Here is a 24,746-nt window from a genome sequence, read left to right on the forward strand (position 1 = left end):
AGGTAATCAACGAGCTGATTTTGGTGCTGCTCAATTGTCTTAATTAAATAATTATTCCAAAAAATAAGAGCTGATTTATCAGCTCTTATTTTTTGGAATAATTATTAGTTAGAACGCTAACGTGAATGGGTTCTTTTGATCTCGATGCGTTTTATCATAAGAAAGCCTATGAATCGACAATCAACAACTCCCATATGTAGGGCAAGCTTAGACATTAGTTTAGCTTAATGCCAAAATATAGTGATTCTTGTTGCTGCGGCAACAATTCAACAAAGGTGGTTTTTACCCTGCTCGCATTATCTTCAACCGCTTCACCACTGCTGGTCATAGGTAAAACTGTCCCTGATTTCCAGGGCTGAGTATAAGCGGGGTACATATCGTTAATGACCACATTGCTTAACGGCGCATTACCCATATTTTTCACCAAGATACGATAAATTAAACATTGATTTGGCTTCAAGTTTTCATTTTGTACCGTATAGGTTGCGTTCATAACTGCTGACTTATCTGGCATATCGCAATTTTCAACTTTCATCTGCGATTTAAGAATTTTTAATTGGTTTGGGCTAACTGTAATTAAATCGGTATTCATCAGATCAACTAATGCTATTTCTTTTCCTGTATTATCCGGTTTAACAATCAATTTTACCTGGCTATTTATACCATTCGTTGCAGTAGCAGGTGCTTCAGCCTTTATTAATAAAGTGACGGATTGGTTTGGTCGGATAATATGGCTTAACTCTGTTTCTAGATCGGATAGCAATGTATCGGTCGCGTCCAGCATATCGTTACCATTTTTATCGACAAATAAGGTATATAAAAAACCATCTTTGCCATTCACGGCATTCAGACTGACTTTAACTTTGGTTTCATCTGCTACACCATAGTTAGTCAAACGGTGCAAGAATACGTATGTACCGCCAATACCCACCTGTGCGCTTTGGTCATTGGTCAGTTCGAGCAGCCGTTTTTGAGCTGGAGGAATCACAGCATCTAAGATAACGTCACCCAACCCTGATTGCAGTGATTCAATCGCGAACCAGATATTAGTGGTCGCTGTTACAGATGGGGAGACGGTAACCACGGCGCAGACTTGTGCTACGGTATTTGCTGCAACATTCAGCTGGGTAATTTGCTGAGTGTTTAAACCCGTTTTACATTGAGCCTCATCCGCCTTATAAAATTCGATTTTCAAGCCGGAGGTAAAAGAATTAATGCCACTCTTGACTAATGTTGAATAGCCGCCAGTGCTGAGTGTTGGGGCGATCGCAGTACTAGAGGCATACAATTGATAGTCCTGGGCCAAGGTCGCTTCATTTTTAATGCTTAAAGGAAAATAAGCCTTATTTTCATGGCTGGATTTAGTCCAGAGCGGTTGACCATTATTATCAATCACAAATAAGTTAGTTCCGGTTTTGGTGGCATCCGCATTAAATAAATCATTTTTTGCAGCATACAGGTTTTTAGCGATCGCATTATTATTGTCAAGGTTAATATCATTGGATGTCGTGCTGACTTCAGCCTTATTCGCAATATACCCCTTATTTTCACCAGTTCCAGTATCACTCGCACTGACTTTTAAATTAGACAAAGTGAATTTAAATTTTGCTTTTCCTGGCACATTACCCAAAGCTAAACCTGTTGGAGAAAATAACTGACTTGCAGCATCAGTTGCAGAAGTAAATACAGGACAGCTTGCTATTTTAACTTCATTTTCAATCGCTTCACAAACCAAGCTGGTCGTCTGATCCTGAGTCAAATTGGCCAGAAGCTGATCTTTTAATACGACATTATTCGCAGTGGCTTGACTGTCATTCAATAAGGTGATTTCGTATGAAACAGCCGTATTTGGAAGTGCGACTTGATCTACGAGCTGTTTGATCACCCCCAAATCGACATCATCATCTTGAATTTCATATTGGAAACCTTCAAAAACTCGCCCGCCACAATCACTTAAATCCATTACAGCAATAGTAGTTTGTGTTCTGTCCAGCTCAAACGGGATTATGCGATTACCTTCTTTATCCAAATTATTAAAGACTTGTATCGCTAGACCTTTAACTGTTACCCCACTGTCATATTTAAGGGCTGAATTGTATTTAATTTTATATTTAAAACGCAGAATCTTTGGATTATTAGGATCTGGAGTTGGGATAATTTCGATAGGCTGTGCTGAGCTATTGTCATAAATTTTATAGTCTTTGCCATACTGTGCAGGATTATTAATAATACTGTTGTCAATCATAAAAGCGACTTCAATATCACCTTCTACTAAACCAACAATATTAAAATCAACTGAGTGTAAATTCCCTGTAGCATTTTCCAACACCGCCCCACTCTCTGCAGAAAATTCAATTGCTGGCTTTAAATTTAGTTTAATATCATCTAGCCAGTTGCCTTCTTCACCCGTGCCTACACCTTCAAAACCAAATGCTTTAACTTTAGCTGTTGCACCATTTAAAAAGGTTTTAAGAGCTACTGCTGTAGATTGTTTGTGCTCTTTCCACTTTTTTAAATAACTTGAATCAGAACTAAATTCTGTTTGCCCCTGATCATTACTGAAATATTGCTTTCCAGTAACAGTAATTGCATTTGCAGTTCCCCCATTCGGAATTGGATCTACAATTTCATCACTGATAAAAAACTTAATTTTTTCTGTAGTAACATTATTTCGTACAGCATGACGTAAAGACCACGTCATTTTATCTTGATCTGAGACACAAACGTTTTGATACAAGCTTGAAGGTTCATGCGCATTTAATTCCGCATAATATGTTCCATTATATGCATTAATACCATTCCACCCACCATACTTCCAAAACTCAATTTCACGGCGTGAAATCTCGGCCTTATCACCATCTTTCGTACTTGCTGTTGTTCGCCACCCCAAAACACCTCGCTGATCAAATAGACAGTGACCTTGAGTCCAGCTTCCTGTATGACTGCCACTTCCATTTAATCCAGTATAATCATAACAATATTTTGAAGTTTTATCCGTATTTCTCCATTTTGGGTCCGGCACAGTTTCAAAACCCAAATTCACAAAACTACGCTGAATGACTTTAGTAGACAGGTTTACATCAGCAACGGCATAGGCCTGAGTATTTAGGGCAGCCGTCAGCATGGAAATCGCCAGAATTTTTTTACACATTGCTTTTTTCATCTTTTAATCCTTGCAATTCCTGATCATGGCTCTGGCTGTAAATCACGCCACTGTGGCTGTACATGCACTTCAGCATCATCGAATTCAATCACCACCCGGCGGCTTTTGGCATGGGCAATATTTTGTTGCGGATCAGCTACCCAGTCTTGTTTTCCTTTCGCTTTTTCGGAAATACGTGCTGCGGACACCCCTTGAACCACTAAATAATCACGTACCGTTTGAATACGGCGTTGCGACAATTTTAGGTTGTAAGCATCGCTGGCTCGCAGATCTGTATATCCCACCAAGGTCATCTGGATGTCAGGGTACTCAAGCAAAAAGGTGCTTAAGTGATCCAGGACCGCTTTTGCTTCAGCATTTAAATCGGCGCGATCCACGGCAAAATGCACCACGTTTTCAATCTTTGGATCTGGTTCTGTTAAGGCTGGCTTGCTGGTCTGGTCCTGGATAGGAGCTGACACCTTCAATGGCCAGTAATCAACATTTACCCCTTGGCAGCCCGGTCCATTAAGCTGCTTTAAACTTGGTAAAGCTTGCCCATCCCATTTCACTGTATCAATATGATCCTGTCGTGTTGCGACAGCCACCTGGTATAGCGCCTGTTCAGCAGCATCAAAATGTTCTCTGGCATGTCGCCAGCCCAGTTCGCAATATTCTGCTGCCGCCCAAACCAACATCACTTCTGCATGAGCCAATTGCTCAGGAGCTTTTTCCAATGCCCCGCTTTGTTTGAAATATTCCACCTGCCACCATAAGTCCCGGCGCATGACTTGTGAAACAGTTAAAATAGGCGTAGTTAAACTGAGCGGCTGTTTCTGGGCTAATTTTTCTGCAATCTGATGCCCTTGAGCTAGAGCTTCCCTTCCAGCAGTCGTTAGACTCCGTTCTAAAAACTCATTTTTCGCATAACTTAACCAAATCTGTGCTTTAGAGGCCTGATAACGTGTTTGAGCATCACTGACCTGCTGATAAGGCTGTAACTGCTGGCTTAACACCTCGGCTTCAACAGCAGAGGACTGTAGGGTCTGTGCCTGAACAGAATGGCATATGGGATATAAACAGGCGCTGAGCAGAAGCATTGATTTTAATCGCATGAATTATTGCTCCTGCACCGATTCTAAAGAAGAATTTACCCCAGAATTACGGCGTCCAAACAGGTCCTCATCAAACTTGAATCTAAATCTTAAATAGGCCCCTTGACCGCTGGAACTGGTATTAGCTAATTCATCATCCTGATAACCGAGGAAATTATATCCTGCAGAAACCCAGAGATTGGTTGCCAGCAAATAACCCACTTCTGCACCCAGCAAATAACGTGTCCCTGCCCCATGGTTTGCCCAAAGTGAACCGGCCTGCAGGCTCATGTCCCAGCGTTCATTCAAATCATAAATGACTCGACCACTGAGCAACTGGGTTAAAGCCGAACTTGTAACTTTTTCTTCATCCAAGGTGGACCATTTTGCTGCATACTGACCAGACAAAGTCAGCTGGCGATAAGGATGATAGTTTAAATGCGTAGATGACACATAGGATTCACGCTTAAATGCTGCTTCTAGGTCAGTTGCATTATCCTCATAGTAATATTCAATTTTTGACAGGACATCCAGTTGATTGTGTTCATCATCACGCCATGCCAAACCGAGTTGGAAACGGTTTCGCAGATGATCACCGCGCTCGGGGTCTTTATTATCGACAAAATTAACCGTATTTTTGGTCAAAATCGTGGCATCATCTGTCAACTTACGGGCAAAACCAATGCTATTGATCATCGTATCGGAACTGTCGGAACGACGTGCCTCTAAACGCGTCATAGCTTTCCAATTGTCGTGAACCAAATATTCCAGACCCAGACTCGCTGCTGTTGAATCATTATCGCTATTTTCAATATTTTTAGACAGGCTTTGAATTCGTTCAAAACTGCTACTGATATAGACATGCGGCTTAATCTGCCAACGGTTGCGTAAACCCATAGCCGCTTCCGCCTCACGGTTACTCATACCATCTGCAACACGGTATTCACTAAATGCGGAAGCATCTTTCATATACTGACTGGAAATACCCAATACCGTGCTGTTGGTTTCTTCCGTAGTATTCATGGAATACAAACCGTCAATCGCAGAAATCACTTCATGACGGGCATAGACTTCAGTATTTGGCAGGACTTTAACTGCCCCGCCTACAGACAAAACCTGTTTATCGGAATTGGAGAGATCCTGTTCATACTCGACAAAGGCTGATGCCCCTTTCCACGGCAAGTTACCGGTAAATTTGATACGCCCGGTAGTACCATTATATGGGCCCTGATTTTCTGTTGCCGAAGTTGCAGCTGTACTGGTTTCGTCATAATGACGTAAACCTAATTCCACGGCGAGAATTTTAAAGAAATTACGTTCCAGACTGGCAGACACACCGGTACGTACCCCATTATTGTTTTGGTCTTCTGTACGAATCGCTTCCATACGAGCCAAACCAAGCTTCGCAATCGGTGCTGAAACTTTTATGCCACTTTCTTTACGTCCTGCACTAATAGTGGCTGCATCATTTTGAAATCCGTCTTCTGCTTGCTGGTGATACGCTCGCACATGGGCAAAACTTGGTGCATATTCAAATTCTACCCGGGCAGCCGTGCCTTCATCCTTCTCGCCAGCTACACCGCTATTGATCTGGGTCACTTGATCTGCTGTAGAATTCGTATTCTTCGACTGTGCCACTTCGGCAATCACTTTGGCATACTGGCCCAGTTTCACCACAGTATTTAAACTGGCAATTTGTTCTTCTTTCAGGGGATCATTACTTTGAACAAATGAGCCGCCAATTTTGAGCTGGGGCTTCATCGCATAACTAAAGCTAAGACCACCGACTTGATATTCTTCACCAATTTCGTCCGCCTCAACCGTAATACGAATAAAGTTTGGATTGAGGTCTTTATCTACACTCGGGACTGCTTGTTTTAAATAAATACTGTTGCTATAGGTATCGACTTCATAATCAGAAAAACGGGTGAGGGTTTGTTTTGCAATAATCAGGCCCGGGTTATTGCGGTCACGGGTCAGCACTTCAACTTTTTCACTGTTTTCTAAAATCAGATCATTTGAAATTGAACCGAGACTATATGGACCAGAAATACCCAGAGCACGATTTTCAGTTACCACTTGACGCGATTTGGTTTCAGCGACAAAAGCTGAAGATTGGAACTGATCACCTTCATGCCCCACTTTAAGCCCTGTCAATGAACGGTTATATTGCCCTAAAGCTAAACCTTCATCTTTCTCTGTACGGGTCACATAGTCACCATACATCGCATAGGAACGCCCTTTGTCTAAACGGACATACAATTTGCTGGTCGATTGTGCTTCAAAGCCTTTTGCCGCAGCATCGCCATAAACCGGATAATATTCATCAGGTTGGATATCTCGGAACAGGCGTTGTTTGGAACTTTTATTTGAATCATAGGCAAGAGTTAAAAGATAATCACCTTTAACTTTACCTTTAAGGAACATCGCAGCACGACCATTCAACGAGGTGTCGTTACCCCACTCGGCAATTTCATTCAACTCGTCTTCAAAGCCATCATTACGATTAACACTATGCAGCTGTTTGCTATCAAAATTATTGAAGTTAATCGAGCCTTCAATTAAACCGACTGCAATCAGAGGACGTAAATCTGCCTCAAACTGGATATCTATTTCTTGTTTAAGTAAACCGCTACTGACGCGCAGTTTTCCACGTCCAGCAGTATTCGGTGCAATGATCGGTATAATCATCTCGCCGCCATCAATGAAGGTTTGAATCCCGGGCTCATTTGGATTCAAATCTTGCAGATCAATCATACCGATGTCACTGTCTAAGGTCAGTGCGGTACGTGTAGCGACTTTTATTCCTTGTTTGTCTTGTAGCTGTACCACCAGTTGCATAACATCACGACCATTTGCCATCACGGATGCTTGAGTTTTTTTTAACTTAATGTCATGAATGTCATCTGGAACAATCACTTGAATCTGCTGGCTTTCCCGGATATTACCCGCAAAATCCAATTGCTCCACACGGATGCTATTTTTACCCGTGCTTAATGCTACACCTACATATTCAACCCCTTGCTTACGCTGCTCATCTAGGATGACCAATTTACCGCGCTGCTTTTCTTTCACAATCACATCATTGACTAAAACACGTTGTGTCGCGCCCGCTGCACCCTGGACTTGAATAGTCGTTTGGGCAAAAGGGAGAACCTGTCCTTCCTTAAGATTTAATATTTCCAGGCTATTGTGATCATTACGCTTTAAATATTCTTCAAGATTCACCAAAACAGGAGGTTTAACTGGATCTATGCGTAATTGCGGTTGCTTTGCTTGAGCAGACTCACCACGATTGAGCAGGCAATTTTGATCAGTCTCACTGGCCAAACAGCCTTGGGAATTTTCTGAACGCGTACTGGTTTCTAAATAGCTCGGTGCATCAATAGAAAGTTGCTTGTTAATCGCCTTTTCAAGATTTAAATTACTGCTATTAATTTTTTCTTGACGCTGTTTCACCACATCCGTTAATGGTGCAGAACATGTGCCTGCTTGATCCACCATTGCGAAATCAGCACGATGTAATTCACCACGTTTTACATCGACAAAACGGCTAGAAGGGTCACCGGCATTGCGGTTAGACTGGGTGATCAATTCAGCACCTGCCGGCAAAGTGGTGCGATCTAATTTCAGTACATGGGTCTTTGCGGATACGCCATAGAAATCATATTTACCTTCACGGTCAGTAATCACATAACTGCCATCTTCCATGTACAGCCGTACACCCGGCACACCTAATTCACCTTTGTCCTGAATTCCGTTGCGGTTACAGTCAGTATAAACCTTACCCACCACAAACGCGTCAGCACTGAATACACCTGGGCGAACTTTCACTTTGGCCTGTGCTTCATTGGAACTTAGACCGTAACGATCGACGGCACGTGCCCGGTTAATCCCATCACCATTTAAAGCATTCGGTCCAACCAGAACACGGTATTCAATTTTAGCATTCGCATTTACGGCAAGATCACCTAGCCCCAAAGTTAAATACGGACCTTTTCCGCCTTCAGGATCAGCCACTGGCTTGCCATCAATCCGCATGCTATTTGGCACATAACTAAAACCACGCGGTAAGGTATCTTGCAATTTGACATCATGTGCCAGCTGATCACCCTTATTACTCACGGTAATGCTGTAATTGGTGAAATCACCCAGCTCTACCGAACTGTCCCGAGCGGTTTTTTTGACCATTAATAGCGATTGATCCAGTAGCGGATCAATCGGAATATCAATATTCAGCGCTGGGCTGGCGGCGGTTAAAGTAAACAGGCCACCATAAGACCATGCCGGATGCACAGCCTTGCCATTAAATGAATCCACCGGATAAAGTGCCTGGTTGCTGGCAAAACTATACTTTCGGCCTGGAATTGTGGTGGTATCCACCATCAGTTTATAGCTGCCCGGCTTGACATGTGGATAAACAAATTGACCGGTCGACGAGGTAACCTGTCGTACAGGAAACGGCTTTAGTTCACCAGTCACCCGATCATGTTCAAATACAACATTATCTGCAACAGGCTGACCGAATTCATCTGTCAAAGTGACGGTTGCACCCTCGACCGCCTGGCCTGTTTTTGCATCAAAGACAACTCCGTAGGGATCAATCAGTACTTCTGTGGTGATCTCCGTTGAGATGTCTTCAATATTTTGGCTCACCTTGCCCTGCTCGTCCAGACAGTCGGTCAGGTGAATACTGACCTGATCGCGCTTGAGCGTCTGTAAAATCTGATCGGACAGGTTTTTTTCAGCCTTTTCCTCAGTATCCACGGTAAACTGAAATATGCCGGTATTTTCACCACTTTCTACTGCATTGACATAAACAATATCACCCGTCAGTTTGGAGACCAGTTGAATACGAACCTTATCTGAAACAGAGCGGTTGGCATTACAGATGGCGGCATCTGCTTTGACATAAATCGGCTCGTTCACCGTCCCGGTTTCAACGACTTTCTCGAAATTACTGGTTGTACTTTCAATGACCAACTTGCCTGCAACTTTGGTTTCCACCCGATTAGACAGGGTTTTTTTACTGCCTGTAGCAGAACGGTGTAGCACATACGCTTCATTGCGCAAAGTGGTATAGCTCAGGATTGGATTGGTTTTGACCGTCAAGCGGACTGTGCTTTTTTGCTGAGGCTGAAATGGTTTTTTATAAGCAACGACAGCATAGCCAATTTTATTCTTGTCACTTGGCAAATAACGCGTATATTCCCCTTCTGCAATTCGATGTAGAACTTCAACCTCCTGATTTTTCTCAAGAACCTGAATGTCTTCAAAAACGGTATTAGCTGGAATAGGATCTTCAACAATCACCAGGGACTGTAATTGTCCATCAACCTTTACCTCTGTCGGAGTCACTGCAAGATCAGCGGTATTGGAAATGATCAAGCTATAGTTCAGGGTCTGTGCTTGCTGACTGGCATTCAGCACACTTTGGTCCACTTGTTTTTCTATTTTTAATTTTGGCTCAATAATTTGTACAGGATCTTTAACGGTTTTTTGTAGTTGTGGCTCTTCACGAATTTGTGCGACTAAAGGGAGTTCTAGCTTGGTCTGATCAGGTGTCTGTAATGACGTATCTGCAACCACCCACACATGAACGGTCTGATTAGGTTGTAATTGTAATCCATTTTCAATCAGTGTATCTGAAATATCAAATACCCCATCTTGATTGGCATCGAGGTAAATTTTAAAATTTGATAAGTAATTAGTTTGTGTGAGTTTAAAATCAAACCATGCATTTGTATTACTGGTATTGGTCAACTGGTTTAACCAAATCACTTTCGAACCGGCTTCTACCTGTTGAAGTTGATCTGGAAATAACTCGAAACCATAGAACTTGGCAATTTCAACATTTACCGCATTGGATTGAGTCGTTTGCAGCAATTGTCCACCATTCAAATCGCTGACTTGGTAACTTGCATAAGCAATGTTCTGGATGATCTGGCCAGCAACCGGCATTACCGCATGACTTTGCTGTGCAAAGAACAAAGCTGAAGCAAGCGCAGACAAAGATAACGTCTCCACTTTTTTATTCATTGCTTTTTTCATTGACCCAGCCCCAAAATAAAGATAAATAATACAAATAATTAAAGACATATCTGTATACCCCTTTCGAAAAAGAGGCATACAGGTTTAAACAAGATTATTGAGTGGCTTTATCAACTGTAACAGCGAATTTCAATGTTGCATAAGCACCTGGAATTAAAGTGCCAACGTTGTAACTTACATTACCGCTGGTTTCGGTTGGTGCAGTACCTTGAGTTGATGGATCACGTGCAACTGAACCCGCTTTGTATGTTGTGTATGCAGGTACAGCATCATTGATCATAACCGCAGTTGCATCAGCATTACCCTGATTCGTTGCCGTCACTTTATAGAATACGCATTGGCCTGGTTTAGCGTTTTGCAGATTGCCAGTGTACTCAGAATCAGTAGGTGTTACAGTACAGTCTGCAGCAACCTGTAATTTTTCCAAACGAACTGAACCCAGGTTAATAACTGTGCGATCTGTAATCGACAGGATGCTGTTTGAACCTAAAGTAGCACCAGTTTCAGGATTAATTTGCACTGTAGATGTATAAGATTGACCTGCTGTTGCTGTTGCAGCTGCTTCAACTTTTACATAAACAGTAACTGACTCACCTTGCTGCAAGCCGGCTAACTTAGATGGATCAAATTTTGCATTTTGTAAAATGCTGTTTAAAGTTCCTGTGCCGGTACCGGTTACCAACTCATTAGTATCAAGTATGCCGTTACCATTTACGTCTACATAAACAGTGACCGTTTCACCTGCTGACGGTGTTGGTAAAGCAAAATCTAGTGTTTTGCTACCATCAGCTTCAGTGACGTTACCAATGTTGGTTAAAGTATGACTGTAAATAATGCTGCCACCTGGTGCTAACTGGCCTTGGCGGTCTGGCGTGAAGCTTATCGCGCGCTGTTCTGCAATCGTCAGGTTAAATCCAATCTCGTCGCTAGTGCCAGTCGATGGCGAGCTGATCTTGACTGTAATGGTTGCTGGAATATTGGTTGCTGGCGTGCCGTCTGGTGCAGTAACGACCAGGCAGTAACTACCTGTACTGCCATTGGCAATGGTGCCAGAGTTGGTGACTTTGGTATTTGTACAATTACCTGACGCATCTTTTCCAAACAGTTCTGCTGTCCAGCCAGTTGGAACACCTTCAACTGTAATATTGTAATTGTCCGGCGTACCGCCTGTATTTTTGATCGTAACATCCAGCTGTTTAGATGTACCAGGTACTAAAGCTGTGTCAGGAACACCTGTACTGCTCTTCTGCCCATCACCAACATAAACTGGCGAACTTGTTGTGCCTTTGTTATGTATTAAATCCACAGCACTTTTTGTGAATGAATCAACAACCAAAGAAATAGTATCTTTATTGCTGCTGTTGCTAACAGAAGCGCTCGTCATCGTCAGTTTAGTGTCTGCATCAACTGTACCACTGGTTGGCAAAGTAACGCGTACTACAAATTTTAAGCTTCCGCCAGCTGCAATCGGGCCAGTGTTGTTATCTGTTACCGGTGTTTTACCATCAGCTTTCAGAATTTCGATAATGCTGCCGGCCGGCAAAGATGAACCTGCCGCAGCTGCAACACTCAGGTTATAGCTGTCAGTCGTTGTCCCTGAGTTATGAACATAAATAACATCACCGTCTGTGGTGTTATTACCAAAGACAATCGCCTGACCTTGCACAGCCGCTGCATGAACTTGGTCATCAATGCCTGCAGCGCTACCGGTTGGAACATTGTTGTCAATCCAGGAAACAGATGCATCATCGTTAATCGAGTGAGAAGTTGTACCCAGTACGGTGACATTGTTCGGGTTCGATGGAACTAGGGTTGTATCCGTCGTTGTCGGTGGAACTGTTGGGACATTATCCGGTGTTAATGGTGTATTGGTGCCTGATGTATAGCCGTCAGTATCCGCATATGCCGTGTTGGTAATTTTTTCACCATTTTCCGCAGCATTTTTGACCTTAACGGTAAAGGTTAATTTACCCGTCGATCCTGCAGCAAGCTTGCCTGCATTAAAGGTAAAAGCTTCTTTCTCATCACTACGGGTCTTAAAGTAGAAACCGTCAGCATCAGTATTGCCAGGATTAAGCGCCGTTGAGCTGCCATTGTAATAAGCAACCAACTTTGCATCAGCTGTGGTTGATGTATCAAATGTTACATTACTTGGCAGTACGTCATAAATAATGACATCTGAAGTTGCCGCTGCTGTACCTTTGTTTTGGAAAGTCAATGTATAGGTGATATAGCCATTTGCACCAATTGTGCTGACACTAGCTTCTTTTTTAATTTCAATGACAGCGCCAGTAATAATTGTCGCTTTATCTATATTTGATGCGGTATCTTTGCCAGTATCATATAAAGCTGCTGTTTTTGCTGTTGCAGTCAATGTGAGGCTGTCATACTGACTTGCAGTTGCGGCTAATGGTGTTTTAGCAACCACAACCAGACCGATAGATTCACCGGCAGCTAATTCAATTGCTGTTGTTTCTGTTAAAGCCACATCATTATCAGCTATACCATCCTGATTGCGGTCAACATAAACATTATAACTGGCCCAATCAAACGTGCCGGTATCATTTGCAATTTTAAGTGTGAATGAGTCTGTGCCGTTACCCGTGTTGGTCAGAATATGCGGGAAGCTTACACTACTGTTTGCCGCTGTTTGACGTTCATTAGACTGCACCAAGGTAAAGCTGCCTACTTGTGCTACCAGGGTCTTAACCACATTAGATGTGACCACACGTTCAGTATTTGTATTATCGGTATAAGTTGCTGTTGCCACGTTACTGATATTTTGACCCGCTAAAGGCGTAGATGTTGCTGCCATCGCAGAATTGCCAAATAGCGACACCCCACCCACAACAGCTAAAGCAGTCGCGACTTTACTTAATTGAAAATGTTGTTTCATAAAAAAATCAACCATAAAACGTTTAAAACGACGTGAAAAAATTATTTAGAAGTGTTGACACGAACTTGAGCCGAAACAGTGATTTTTTGTTTCGCTTTTAACTCATTCACATTCCATTGCAGAACACGATATTCATTTAGTGGAACATTCACTTTTTTGCCATTTTCCACTCGGGTCAGGGGTGCTTTAGCAAAAAACTTGCCATCAATCGAAGCATAGGTATCTTTTGGAACACTTTGGCCGGTATAAGTGACAAATTCAGGAAGCGGTAAATTTAATTTCAAATTTTTCAGGCTATTCGCAGATACATTTGAATATTCGACCTTATATTCAAGCAATGTATTTGGTTTAACTTGATCTGAAGGCTTTAATTCCTTTTTCTTGTTCAATTGATCCACTTTATATACTTTCATATCAGCGGTTAAAGCTTCTGTCGCTGCATAGGAAAAGTTGACCAAGGCACCACCTATTAGTAAGAAGGATGCTTTTTTAACTGAGTTATAGATCTTCATGCCAAACCCCTAAATGTGCAATTTGCACATTAATTTATCAATGGCGGTAAATTTACCACAAAAAATGTTCATTTTTCACATTTTTATATAAAAATAATGAATACTAGGTCACGTTTTATTATTTTTTAATAGATTAAATCTTACAAATGGCTTTAAAGTCAACTTAAATAGTTAAGTTAAACTTACAAATATACTGGAGAAATGTTGTAGAGCAATTGAAGAAAATTTATGTTAAAAATAAATAAAAGTATAAATTGTACTTCGCTCAAACCCAATCTGACAGTAACCGATTTTTACTGGGCCTATCATTCAAAAAAATCTAAAACGATTTAGTATTTTATTTGAGTTAGAGTTTCCATTGAGAATGAATTATCAAAGCAATTTAGACTGAAAAATTGCGATATAAATCAAACATTATTTATTTTTTCTTAATTTATATGTATTGAATGCTGGTATCATCTCTTTCTTAAATTATAATTCATAAGTTGAGTTTTTATATAGGATTACATCTATGCCTGATTCCAACCTCCCTAGTTCAGACATTGCGCTTATAAATGTCCTAAAGATTATGGAGCCATTGGTATCTTGGTTATTGAAATCGGGTGTAGGCTATAGCGAATTTTCTCATTCATTAAAATCTGTTTTTTATCATGAAGCTGAAAAAGAATTAGCATATTTGCAGCAGAAAAAAACAGACTCTTCCATAAGCTTGTTATCTGGACTAAATCGAAGAGAAGTGAGTACATTTAAGCAAAGGTCTCTTGAACAAGCTCATCATAATCATTCTCCTCCAAGCCCAAGCGTACCTGCGCGAATTGTTACTTTATGGATTCAAAAAAAGTGGCATAAACGAATTGCTTTCAGCGGGCAAGACATCAGTTTTGAAACATTAGCTAAAGAAGTTTCTCAAGACAAACATCCACGTGCAATGTTACTGGAACTGCAGCGTTTAGGCTTAGTGACTGAATTAGCCAATACGGTTATTTTACATACAGAGTCTTTTACCCCCAGCAATAGTCTTTATGACAGCCAGGTACTTCTTTCTCAGTCTGCATTCGACCATCTCTGCTGTGGGATAGCCAATATTTTCATCACAAAGAATGAATATCTTGAGCAAAGCTTACGAGCAGATGAATTAACCGAAGAGTCTATTCGTGAGCTTCGAGAGTACGGTACTCAGCTATGGCAGGAATATGCTCAGAAAATGTTAAGTAAAGCACTAGAATTCTCTCAACAAGATGAAGGAAAGGTAGATGCTTGTCACCGATTTAGCTTGGGAATCTATCAATATGATGAAATTATTGATATCAAAAAAAAATAATATATATTTCTTATAAATAAAAAATATTAAATTAATATATTCTCGTATTGTATAATTATTGTAATGTAGTCCAGTAATCCTAAAGGTATAAAATTTTGAAGTTAAGCAATTTGTCTCTTTACTGTTTTATTCCTTGTGTTTTATTAGGTTGTGGCGAGGGAGATTCTTTTTCAGTTGGTGGCGTTTCTTTAGGAGGTACGGGGCTGCCGTCTACAGGTGGTAATCCACCCATACTTAGTTCACCAATGCCATCAGAGGGCGAAGTATTACCAGATGATAATCAATTCGTTTTATGGTCGAGTGGCACCATAGAGAAAACCTGCGACCAAATTAACCTTAAAATGCAATTAATCGATCTTGAAACAGGCTCTATACTGGAGACTCAGCAAGGCCTTCCACTCCATCCCAATCCAGAAGAAAATATTGCTGTCACGATTCAAGTCACCAATAACAATTCGGGAACAACAACGGAATATTTTGAAAATTGTCAGCCTTCTATTCAGATCATAGGACAAGATGGGCAACAACTAGCAACTCATGATAACTTCGAATGTGCAGCCAATGATTTAACACTCGCGCATAAGCCACAAGAGTCAGCGACTTATCAGTACAAGTTTAATTTACCGAATGAACCAACATCCTGGAGTTTAAACTATCATCATATTTATTCTCTGGAACAAAACGCAGCATTTACCGAACGTAAATCTTGTGACATATCCTATCCATTGAATGTGGGTATTTGACATCCTCGCCTCTTTAAACTGAGGCGAGTCCTACTTAAACGTTTACGCCCAAACACAAGCACGTTTTTTGCAGGATTTAAATCACGCTGTTATCCTAAAAATGAGGCTATTTCTTCTGCCACTGCCCTAGATGTCCGAGAAACACCCACCAGCGTTGCCGAAGCAGCACCGGTCCATTCTCCATAGCCCACCAGCCATAAATTCGGCAACTGAACCGAGCGGCCGTTCTTAACCGCGATGGTCTGGTCTGGCTGGATAATTCCAAGGCTGCTGAGATGATTCAGCGCCGCTTTAAATCCGGTACACCAGATCACTGCATCCACTTGTGCCGTGCTGCCATCTTCCCAAATCACGCCATGTTCTGTAAAAGCTGAAAATGGACGCCTGCTCTGCAAAACGCCTCGCTCACGTGCATCTTTAACTGAATCAATCATGACAATATCACCCAGCCCACCAATGGGCTGCTCAATTTTTCTACCTTCCTGCTGGGCTTTCAGGCGCTCAGTCGCCCTTAAGAACAGGACACGGCCATCGACATCATCTGCCAGAAACTGCGGCGGTGTCTGGGTGATCCAAAGCGTTTCGGCCACCTGAGATACTTCTGCCAAGATTTGTGCACCAGAGTTACCGCCACCCACCACCATGACTTTCTTGTTTTTAAATAACTCAGCATTTTTATAATCTGCGGAATGCAGTTGCACGCCCTGAAAATGCTCACGGCCGGCATACTCGGGAATAAAGGGTTGACTCCATGTTCCGGTAGCGCTTACCACCGCTTTGGCTTTCCAGCATCGTTCACCAGCATAGACCTCTAAATATGTCCCCTGGTTTTCCACGCGATCCACATGCACCGGACGAACTACAGGAAAGTGATAGCGCTGCTCATAGGCGGTCAAATAGTTAATCACTTCATGACGGGTCGGATAGGTCTGTTCGGTCGCCGGCATCATCCAGCCCGACAGGGAGCTCCAGCTATTCGGGGAGAAAAGACGCAAGGACTCCCAGGAATGCTGCCAAGCACCTCCAGGCTGAGGCTGATCATCCAGGATGATAAACGGAATGTTCTTACGCTTTAAGAAATAGGCCGTGGACAAACCGGCCTGTCCACCACCGATGATAATCACATCTGTTTCGATCTGTTTTGTGTCCAAAGCCTTTCCCCTTGTACTTTTCTGTTGTTCTTGATGCAGAAGCCCGCTTTTACAGCGGGTTCCAGCATATTCATCTTATATTGACAGGACAAACCTGAATTCAAGCAAATCCAGCCTTACAAACTGCGCTGGTTCACTCGTTTAGAGAGTTCTTCAGCCGATTCCTTGCGTTCCGAGTAACGGTTGGTCAAGTAAGCACTTTGCCCACGGGTCAACAAGGTAAACTTATACAGTTCTTCCATCACATCGACAATGCGATCATACAAGGATGACGGTTTCATACGTCCCTCTTCATCGAATTCCAAAAAGGCCTTGGGAATAGAAGACTGGTTCGGAATCGTGATCATACGCATCCAGCGCCCCAAAATGCGCATCTGATTCACACTATTAAAAGACTGCGAGCCGCCGCTGACCTGCATCAGTGCCAGGGTTTTGCCCTGTGTGGCACGAATGGCACCCGCTGCCAGTGGAATCCAGTCAATCTGTGCCTTAAAGATTGAACTCATCGAGCCATGCCGTTCCGGTGAACACCAGACCATACCTTCGGACCAGGCCAGCAATTCATGCAGTTCCTTCACTTTCGGATGTTCCAGATCGCCATCTTCAGGCAACGGTAATCCTTTGGGATGAAAAATTTTGACCTCACAGCCAAACCGCTCCAAAATGCGGCCGGCTTCCATTACCGCCAGTCGGCTGTACGAGCGCTCGCGGTTTGATCCATACAGTAATAACATCCGTGGCGGATGGGTCAGTTCTTTGGCCTGCACCTCGGCAAACGTGGGTGTTGGTAAAAGATCAAATTCAAGATTTGGGAGACTCATATCAGCCTCTTAAGAATTAGGGTAATATTTTTTCTTCAGCCATAACGATACGCTGACCAGCGCAATCAGCACCGGCACTTCCACCAAAGGCCCAATAATGGTGGTAAAGGCAATCGGAGAAGCTAGACCAAAGGTCGCAATCGCAACTGCCAGTGCCAACTCAAAGTTATTGCCTGCAGCAGTAAATGAAATAGCCGTGGTTTTCGGATAGTCATTGCCCATCCATTTGCTCATAAAGAAGCTGACAAAGAACATCAGCACAAAGTAAAGCGTCAATGGAATCGCGATGCGTAACACATCCATCGGCAAACTCACCACATCGCCACCTTTCAGGCTAAACATCGCCACAATGGTGAACAGCAAGGCAAGTAAGCTGAGCGGGCCAATTTTGGGTAAAAACCGGGTCTGATACCAGTCCAGCCCTTTAGCTTTGACCAACGACAGGCGGGTCAGGAAACCCATCAGGAAAGGAATCCCCAGATAGATCAAGACGGCATTGGCAATCGTCCAGAAATCAACATGGATCACATGCCCTTCCACCCCAAAAAATGGTGGAAAATAGGTCAGGAAGAACCAAGCATAACTACTGAAGAACAGAATCTGGAAAATACTGTTAAACGCAACCAATGCAGCACCGTATTGGTTATCACCACAAGCCAGACCATTCCAGATCAGCACCATGGCAATGCAGCGCGCTAGACCAATCAGGATCAGACCAGTCATATATTCCGGATAATCGCTGAGAAAGACGATGGCCAGTACAAACATGAGCACCGGGGCAATCAGCCAGTTCTGGATCAGGGACAAGGCCAAGGTCTTTTTATCCTGAAACACCTGTGGCAAAGTCGCATAATCGACTTTAGCCAATGGCGGATACATCATCAGGATCAGGCCAATCGCAATCGGCAGATTGACCGAGTTGATGCTCATGGCATCCAGTGCTGTCGATGCTTGCGGGAAAAACACCCCAATCGCCACACCCAATGCCATGGCCACAAAGATCCACAGGGTCAGGTTACGATCTAAAAAGGACAATCCGGGTTTAGACATGATCGGCTCGATTAAAGATGAGAAATTTGATTGATTGCGGCAATGAGTTCCGGACGGCTCATTTTTTCTGGATCCAAGGCAAATAAAGCATCCAGGCGTTTGTTGATGTGCTCTACCGTGGTCAAGAAGACCTGTAATTTTTCTTCTTTGGGTAAATCCAGATGCGAAGGATCTGACAGCCCCCAATGCGCCTTGATCGCTCCCCCCAGATACAATGGACACCCCTCTTGTGCAGCCGCATCACAGACGGTAATCACCACCTCTGGCTGGTACTGTTCACAGGCATCAATCGTTTTGCTGGATAAACCTTCAGTGGATAAACCCAAATTCTGCAAAGTCTTAATTGTCAAGGGATGTACCTGACCAGAAGGTTTGCTGCCGGCACTATAAGCCACCCAGCCTTCTGGTGCGCGGCTGTTAAACAACACTTCAGAGAGAATACTGCGGCAACTGTTGCCGGTACATAAAAATAAAAACTTCATGAAAACTTACTCGCAATGGCTCTGAATCGATAGAGCGGAAGAATTGAATAAAACCGGAACTTCGCTACGTTTCAGTACATCTAGAATTTCAAAACACCAGACCGGTAATTGCGGATTGATGCTGTAATACACCCATTGGCTCTGCCGGCGATCGTTAAGCAAACCACAAGAACGTAACAAAGCCAAATGGCGTGAAATTTTCGGCTGGCTTAACTGGAGTTTATCGGTCAGATCACAGACGCATTGTTCTTTGTTTTGTGCAATCAGCAGGACAATACTGAGACGTGTTTCATCAGATAAACATTTAAAAAACTGAACGTGGTCCATAGCTGCTCCCATTCTGTTATGCAAATATATACATATCCATATATATAGTAAAGACGACCTGTCAAAAATTATATCCGGATCAGGATATGCTTTCCAGAAAGCGCTGGATTTAACAGTTTTCCTCTTTTTCCAATGTAGAAAAACCAGCGGCTTAAACCACTGGTTTTCTTCTCTATAACTTCAATTTTGAAGTTATTTATTTTTCTCGATCAGTTCCGCGACAGCCTGACCTTCCAGAACTTTACCACTGGAGACAATTTTATTATCAATCATCAGACCCGGTGTGCTTAGCAGACCGATTTCGGCAATCTGCATCATATCGGTAACATATTCAATGTCTGCTTGCACACCGGTACTTTTGACGGCTTCTTCGGTTGCCGCCAACAGTGCCTTACATTTACGGCAACCTGTACCTAAGACTTTAATTTTCATCTTTTATTCTCCAAACATTTTACAAAAACCAGTAACCCAAAATATTCAGGCTATAGCCAATAATCAAGATTCCCACAAAAATAATGCCAACAAACAGGCCCAATAAGCGCGTTTTCACTACCTGCTTTAACAGGATTAGAGATGGCAGGGAAAGTGCAGTGACCGCCATCATAAAGGCCAATACCGTCCCCAAACCCACGCCTTTGGTCACGAGTGCTTCCGCAATCGGCAAGGTACCAAAGATATCCGCATACATTGGCATACCTATAATCGTGGCAATCAGTACAGAATACCAGTGTTCCTGACCAAGCAAGGCGGTAATCCACTGTTCAGGAATCCAGTTATGAATCGCCGCACCAATCCCTACCCCAATCAACACATAGATCCAGACCTTGCTAAAAATCTCCACCACCTGTTCCCAGGCAAATGCGCGCCGCTCTTTCGCGGTCATACTGAAATCTTCATCTTCTCCCGGAATCGCCTGATGATGGGTCACAAACTCAGCCACATACTTTTCCATTTTCAGATAGCTAATCAAGGAGCCACCCAATACCGCCAGCACTAAACCCAGTAGTACATAGATCATGGCGATTTTCCAGTTAAAAATACTGGCCAATAAAATAATCGAAGCCAGATCGACCAGCGGAGATGAGATCAGAAATGAAAAGGTCACCCCCACAGGCAATCCTGCACGGGTAAACCCGATAAACAGAGGAATCGAGGAACAGGAACAAAATGGCGTAATGGTGCCGAGTAAAGCCCCCATGATATTGGCTTTGATCCCGGTCATTCGGCCTAAAATCTGCCGGGTGCGTTCAGGCGGAAAATAACTTTGGATATACGACAGGGTATAGATCAGAACCGAGAGCAGAATAAAGATCTTGAAGACATCATAGATAAAGAAGTGAATACTGCCACCCAGACGGGTTGCGACAGATAAACCGAAGACATTTTCAACCAGCCAGCGCACACCCTCTGACAACCAGGTCATTTTGAGCAGAGTGTTATTCAACCAAGCAAAGAGGACAATTATTTGATCCATTTAAATCTCCTGGTCTTGGGGGAATAATAGTGCTTGTGTAAATAGAGACAGTTCTTGAGCACGGATGGGATTCAGTGAATAGTGTATCCAGCGTCCGTTTTTTCTGCCTTTAACCAGACCCGATTCAGTCAAACACTTCATGTGGTGAGATAAGGTTGATTGACTAATCGACAGATTCTTGAGCAATTCACATGCACAACACTCCCCTGCCTGTAACATTTGCAGAATCTGAAGACGGGTCTTATCCGTCAAAACCTGATACAGGGAAACTGCCTGCTGATGATCCAATTCCTTTATCCATCAAGGACCTATTTCACCAGTATGTAAATTATATTGATCATCGTCAATGTATTTTCACAAAAAAGCCCTAATCAAATTAGGGTTTTTTGCTATCCAAGACGCTTTATTTCAGCCGATTGCCCTGTTCATCAATAATGAATTCACCGTCTTCTTTGGCAAAGGCTCCTAATTGAGGCAAAGGCAGAATATCCAGCACGACTTCGGAAGGACGGCATAAACGCGTTCCGAACTCGGTGACCACCAACGGACGGTTGATCAGGATTGGATGCTGCAGCATGGCATCAACCAGTTTCTCATCACTCCAGCTCGCATCATCCAGATTTAGCTCGGCATAGGGATGGACATTTTTACGCAAGACTTCACGAACCGTTAAACCGGCGTCCCGAATCATATTGACCAGCTGATCTTTAGAGGGTGGCGTAACCAGATATTCAATCACTTCCGGCTCAATTCCCGCATTGCGAATTAACGCCAGCGTATTACGTGACGTGCCACAGGCTGGGTTATGATAAATTTGGACTTTTGGCATTTGATTCATGAGCTTTACCCTTATAAATGAATCATGCCTTTATATATGAATATACGTATATTCGCAATATGAAATATATTCATTTGTAGCATTCACCTGAGAATGGAGTGTCTACAAACATTTGATGCTGCTTCCAAGTGTGACCATCTCATATCTAGGTTATTGAATCAGGTCATAGGGAACTCTCCTCCCTAAACTCCTAAACATTTGAAATACTTTGGGGTTTGGTAGATCAAATAATTAATTAAGCGATGTTCTGGCTTTTAACACCACTAACTTGACAATCTTTGGTACGTTGCTCAAACAATGCTAAAGCATTTTCCATATAGGAAATAGCACACTTATTTTCATCACAGGAGAAATTATCGTTCAAAACTTTGGTGCAGTGGATCAAGATTGCAAGTAATGCTTCACTGGTTGCACCATTCACACCATTTTCTTTTACCGGACCATTTTGGAAATGGATTGAAGTGACATATTCACCAGCAATAACATCATAAAAATGTCCAGCTGGTAAGTACGTTGTCTTATCACCATCATCCTGTGGATCCGGATAATCCATTCTTGATGTGTAACAGTTACACTATTATAATCTGTATTAATCTCAGCACCCTACACACCTATTACCTAATTTTTTGACTCGTTTTCATTTACCTTTGGATGAAAAAAGCCCCCACCAATATCTACTACGTAGCAGGGTGTTATATGCTTAAGTGCTTTCAGCTAAATTTACTATCTAGTAACTAGTGCCTGTCATCAATTAGCTTGAGAAAATCTAATCTGCCCTCATTATTTTTTTATCACTAAACGCTATGCATTAAGAGATGATCAGTGGGAACAGATTAAGGATCTGTTGCCCAGACGAGCGAGTACTGTTGGAGTAACTGCCAAAGACAACAGGCTATTTGTTAAAGCAGTATTGTATCGGTATCGTTCAGGTATTCCGTGGCGAGATTTACCAGAACGCTTTGGGGATTTTTGAGCCGTGCACACTCGCTTTAGCCGTTGGGCTAAAGCAGGCGTATGGCAGAAAGTTTTTGAAGTGCTGGCAAGGAATAGTGATAATGAATATGCCATGCTGGATTCAACCATTGTGCGCGCTCATCAACACAGTGCCGGAAAAAAAAAGAACAGGCGATTGGACGCAGTAAAGGTGGCTTAAGTACCAAAATTCATGCTCGTACTGATGCTTTAGGCAACCCAACAGGATTTTATCTCACTGCCGAGCAGGCTCATGACTTAAATGGTGCTGATGTGATGCTGGACTTATCGTTAAGTCAGACTTGGCTCATGGATAAAGCCTACAATTCCAAGGATCGGGTGATTGATCCAATCCATAAGATCAATGGTCAGATTATGATGCCGTCCAAAAGTAACGCGATTGATCAGCGTGATTATGACCAACGTCTTTATAAGGCAAGAATCTGATCGAGAACTTCTTCGCCAAGCTCAAGCAGTATCGAGGTATTGCTACGCGCTATGATAAATTGGCTCAAAACTTCCTGTCAGCGATCTAGCTTGCCTCAATCATGATATGGCTTAATTGATGACACGCCCTAAAGAAGCTTGGACTTCGGAGAAAGCCAAGCAAAAGTTAAGCGATCGGAGATTTGCTTAATGTTTATTAAATTACCATGAATAAAATGTGATAACAATTAATCTATCTAATAATTTCGTGAAAAAAATCACATTAATTTTACAGATTATTGGCTAAATGAGCTTATTTAATATAAAAAAGGCCCGCTTTGTTGATCATCCGCGGGCAAAGGGCAAAAAGCCGATCTTTGTGCTATTTTCGGCTATTGAGAGTGATAATCAGAGCACCTTAACTATAAGAAGAGTAATCATTTATTAATGTTTTTACAATCACAATATTTTGTAAAATTATGATAAACATCACACTAAATTCACAACTTATGTGGACGCTAATTGATAGCACACATATATTTAGCAGAGCCTTCATGTGCCGTAATGCGTCCAGAAAAATTTTAGTCAAAAAAAAACCTGCATCTCAGGGAAGGTTCAGGCAGAAGACTTAAAAATATTTCTATGAAGAAATTAATCCAGACTAATATACTATGTTTAAAGTGTGATGCAATTAACATTATATTCCAAAAATTAATATGAATTAAAAACCAATTATGAAGTTTATGCTTTTTTTGATTTGATTATTTAACTTCTTTCGAACAATCTCGGCACACTTTGATTTCATCATCATCAATTGTGTAATCAATTTCTATCGCACCATGAAAGCCAAATAAACACATTAGGAATTGGAGCATTGCTTTTCTCCTAAATTTCATACAAAAAAAAGCCCACTTCAGTAGTAGTTGATGTGGGCTTATAAACTAAGGACTTTGGGAAGTCATTCAGAAACTACAGCAGTTTCTGTTGGCTATTTTGTACACTAATAAAATAATATTCAGTGGCATAATGTGACAAAAATCACATAATTTTAATTTGATTAAATTATTAGAAAAACTTAATTGCTACTCGATATGGTTTTAATGGTTTCGAATTCGAAAGGTTTGATTATCGAAAATTCGACATAATTAGAATCTGGTGGTCCTGATATTGCTTACACATGACATTTCTCAGGGAATAAAAAAGCCCATCATTTGGCGAACTTTTAAATCAACTTAGTGCATCAATGTACACTTCGGTCACTGTAACATAAACATGCTAATTTAGGATTTAAAGCCCCATTTTGGTGATTGAATTTGACTGTGAACTGCTTACACTATCATGTGGCTGCTTAACAGGCTATACGGATCATAGATTTATAATTGCGTGCTAGTTTATCAAATCGAGTTGCAATAGCACGGAAATGTTTTAATCTCGCAAAAGCATTTT

At 42.1% G+C, this 24,746-nt stretch carries 17 protein-coding genes and 2 pseudogenes; 3 read left to right on the forward strand and 16 right to left on the reverse strand.

Annotated elements, in window-relative coordinates; translation table 11 throughout:
- Positions 1-214: 214 nt before the first annotated feature.
- The 5 genes from GTU69_RS14595 to GTU69_RS14615 all read right to left on the reverse strand — a co-directional run bounded on the left by GTU69_RS14595 (position 215) and on the right by GTU69_RS14615 (position 13,695).
- Positions 215-3,163, reverse strand: a complete 2,949-nt coding sequence (locus GTU69_RS14595) for a DUF11 domain-containing protein (RefSeq protein WP_166171528.1) — start codon at positions 3,161-3,163, stop codon at positions 215-217.
- A gap of 23 nt (positions 3,164-3,186) precedes the next feature.
- Positions 3,187-4,257 (reverse strand): OmpA family protein, encoded by a 1,071-nt coding sequence (locus tag GTU69_RS14600; protein WP_166171530.1) that lies wholly within the window; start codon positions 4,255-4,257, stop codon positions 3,187-3,189.
- A gap of 3 nt (positions 4,258-4,260) precedes the next feature.
- The gene (locus tag GTU69_RS14605) at positions 4,261-10,287 is read right to left on the reverse strand and encodes an SdrD B-like domain-containing protein (RefSeq protein WP_166171532.1); all 6,027 of its coding nucleotides are present in this window, start codon (positions 10,285-10,287) and stop codon (positions 4,261-4,263) included.
- A gap of 94 nt (positions 10,288-10,381) precedes the next feature.
- Complete coding sequence (locus GTU69_RS14610) at positions 10,382-13,183, reverse strand: DUF11 domain-containing protein (RefSeq protein ID WP_166171534.1); 2,802 nt, start codon at positions 13,181-13,183, stop codon at positions 10,382-10,384.
- Between the two features lie 41 nt (positions 13,184-13,224).
- The gene (locus GTU69_RS14615) at positions 13,225-13,695 is read right to left on the reverse strand and encodes a hypothetical protein (RefSeq protein WP_086197121.1); all 471 of its coding nucleotides are present in this window, start codon (positions 13,693-13,695) and stop codon (positions 13,225-13,227) included.
- 511 nt (positions 13,696-14,206) lie between these two features.
- Between GTU69_RS14615 and GTU69_RS14620 the strand changes: the two genes are divergently transcribed.
- Together GTU69_RS14620 and GTU69_RS14625 are read left to right on the forward strand one after the other, a co-directional pair.
- Entirely contained in the window at positions 14,207-15,016 is an 810-nt protein-coding gene (locus GTU69_RS14620; protein WP_166171536.1) for a DUF6502 family protein, read from the forward strand.
- A gap of 95 nt (positions 15,017-15,111) precedes the next feature.
- Positions 15,112-15,759, forward strand: coding sequence for a hypothetical protein (locus tag GTU69_RS14625; protein ID WP_166171538.1), 648 nt, complete (start codon positions 15,112-15,114; stop codon positions 15,757-15,759).
- Between the two features lie 89 nt (positions 15,760-15,848).
- Here GTU69_RS14625 and GTU69_RS14630 read toward each other — a convergent pair whose 3' ends face one another.
- The 10 genes from GTU69_RS14630 to GTU69_RS14675 all read right to left on the reverse strand — a co-directional run bounded on the left by GTU69_RS14630 (position 15,849) and on the right by GTU69_RS14675 (position 22,455).
- Positions 15,849-16,910, reverse strand: coding sequence for an ArsO family NAD(P)H-dependent flavin-containing monooxygenase (locus GTU69_RS14630; protein ID WP_166171540.1), 1,062 nt, complete (start codon positions 16,908-16,910; stop codon positions 15,849-15,851).
- A gap of 116 nt (positions 16,911-17,026) precedes the next feature.
- Positions 17,027-17,731 carry an arsenical resistance protein ArsH gene (gene arsH, locus GTU69_RS14635; RefSeq protein ID WP_166171542.1) on the reverse strand — a complete coding sequence of 235 codons (705 nt, stop codon included), beginning with the start codon at positions 17,729-17,731 and terminating at the stop codon, positions 17,027-17,029.
- A 9-nt stretch (positions 17,732-17,740) separates the two neighbouring features.
- Positions 17,741-18,781, reverse strand: a complete 1,041-nt coding sequence (gene arsB / locus GTU69_RS14640; RefSeq protein ID WP_166171544.1) for an ACR3 family arsenite efflux transporter — start codon at positions 18,779-18,781, stop codon at positions 17,741-17,743.
- A gap of 11 nt (positions 18,782-18,792) precedes the next feature.
- Complete coding sequence (locus tag GTU69_RS14645; RefSeq protein ID WP_166171546.1) at positions 18,793-19,263, reverse strand: arsenate reductase ArsC; 471 nt, start codon at positions 19,261-19,263, stop codon at positions 18,793-18,795.
- A 6-nt stretch (positions 19,264-19,269) separates the two neighbouring features.
- Positions 19,270-19,590 (reverse strand): metalloregulator ArsR/SmtB family transcription factor, encoded by a 321-nt coding sequence (locus tag GTU69_RS14650; protein ID WP_086197128.1) that lies wholly within the window; start codon positions 19,588-19,590, stop codon positions 19,270-19,272.
- Positions 19,591-19,782: 192 nt separating this feature from the next.
- Positions 19,783-20,022: a thioredoxin family protein gene (locus tag GTU69_RS14655; protein ID WP_166171548.1), complete on the reverse strand. Its 240-nt coding sequence runs from the start codon at positions 20,020-20,022 to the stop codon at positions 19,783-19,785.
- A gap of 19 nt (positions 20,023-20,041) precedes the next feature.
- Complete coding sequence (locus GTU69_RS14660) at positions 20,042-21,064, reverse strand: permease (protein ID WP_166171550.1); 1,023 nt, start codon at positions 21,062-21,064, stop codon at positions 20,042-20,044.
- The gene (locus tag GTU69_RS14665; RefSeq protein WP_086197131.1) at positions 21,065-21,352 is read right to left on the reverse strand and encodes a metalloregulator ArsR/SmtB family transcription factor; all 288 of its coding nucleotides are present in this window, start codon (positions 21,350-21,352) and stop codon (positions 21,065-21,067) included.
- 115 nt (positions 21,353-21,467) lie between these two features.
- Positions 21,468-21,902, reverse strand: coding sequence for an arsenate reductase (glutaredoxin) (arsC, locus tag GTU69_RS14670; RefSeq protein WP_166171552.1), 435 nt, complete (start codon positions 21,900-21,902; stop codon positions 21,468-21,470).
- A gap of 235 nt (positions 21,903-22,137) precedes the next feature.
- Positions 22,138-22,455, reverse strand: a complete 318-nt coding sequence (locus GTU69_RS14675) for a hypothetical protein (protein ID WP_205683552.1) — start codon at positions 22,453-22,455, stop codon at positions 22,138-22,140.
- Between the two features lie 237 nt (positions 22,456-22,692).
- Between GTU69_RS14675 and GTU69_RS14680 the strand changes: the two are divergent.
- Positions 22,693-23,410: pseudogene (locus GTU69_RS14680) on the forward strand (IS5 family transposase).
- A 1,238-nt stretch (positions 23,411-24,648) separates the two neighbouring features.
- On the opposite strand, the pseudogene GTU69_RS14685 reads toward GTU69_RS14680, so the two are convergent.
- A pseudogene (locus GTU69_RS14685) lies at positions 24,649-24,746 on the reverse strand (IS5/IS1182 family transposase); the annotation flags it as partial.

It is taken from the genome of Acinetobacter sp. SA01 (assembly GCF_011319235.1).
GTDB lineage: Bacteria > Pseudomonadota > Gammaproteobacteria > Pseudomonadales > Moraxellaceae > Acinetobacter.

Bases quoted from the DNA above. Each gene is read 5' to 3' on its own strand.
- GTU69_RS14595 (WP_166171528.1), bottom strand. From the start codon at position 3,163: ATGAAAAAAGCAATGTGTAAAAAAATTCTGGCGATTTCCATGCTGACG.
- GTU69_RS14600 (WP_166171530.1), bottom strand. From the start codon at position 4,257: ATGCGATTAAAATCAATGCTTCTGCTCAGCGCCTGTTTATATCCCATA.
- GTU69_RS14605 (WP_166171532.1), bottom strand. From the start codon at position 10,287: ATGAAAAAAGCAATGAATAAAAAAGTGGAGACGTTATCTTTGTCTGCG.
- GTU69_RS14610 (WP_166171534.1), bottom strand. From the start codon at position 13,183: ATGAAACAACATTTTCAATTAAGTAAAGTCGCGACTGCTTTAGCTGTT.
- GTU69_RS14615 (WP_086197121.1), bottom strand. From the start codon at position 13,695: ATGAAGATCTATAACTCAGTTAAAAAAGCATCCTTCTTACTAATAGGT.
- GTU69_RS14620 (WP_166171536.1), top strand. From the start codon at position 14,207: ATGCCTGATTCCAACCTCCCTAGTTCAGACATTGCGCTTATAAATGTC.
- arsH (WP_166171542.1), bottom strand. From the start codon at position 17,731: ATGAGTCTCCCAAATCTTGAATTTGATCTTTTACCAACACCCACGTTT.
- arsB (WP_166171544.1), bottom strand. From the start codon at position 18,781: ATGTCTAAACCCGGATTGTCCTTTTTAGATCGTAACCTGACCCTGTGG.
- GTU69_RS14645 (WP_166171546.1), bottom strand. From the start codon at position 19,263: ATGAAGTTTTTATTTTTATGTACCGGCAACAGTTGCCGCAGTATTCTC.
- GTU69_RS14650 (WP_086197128.1), bottom strand. From the start codon at position 19,590: ATGGACCACGTTCAGTTTTTTAAATGTTTATCTGATGAAACACGTCTC.
- GTU69_RS14655 (WP_166171548.1), bottom strand. From the start codon at position 20,022: ATGAAAATTAAAGTCTTAGGTACAGGTTGCCGTAAATGTAAGGCACTG.
- GTU69_RS14660 (WP_166171550.1), bottom strand. From the start codon at position 21,064: ATGGATCAAATAATTGTCCTCTTTGCTTGGTTGAATAACACTCTGCTC.
- arsC (WP_166171552.1), bottom strand. From the start codon at position 21,902: ATGAATCAAATGCCAAAAGTCCAAATTTATCATAACCCAGCCTGTGGC.
- GTU69_RS14675 (WP_205683552.1), bottom strand. From the start codon at position 22,455: ATGGATTATCCGGATCCACAGGATGATGGTGATAAGACAACGTACTTA.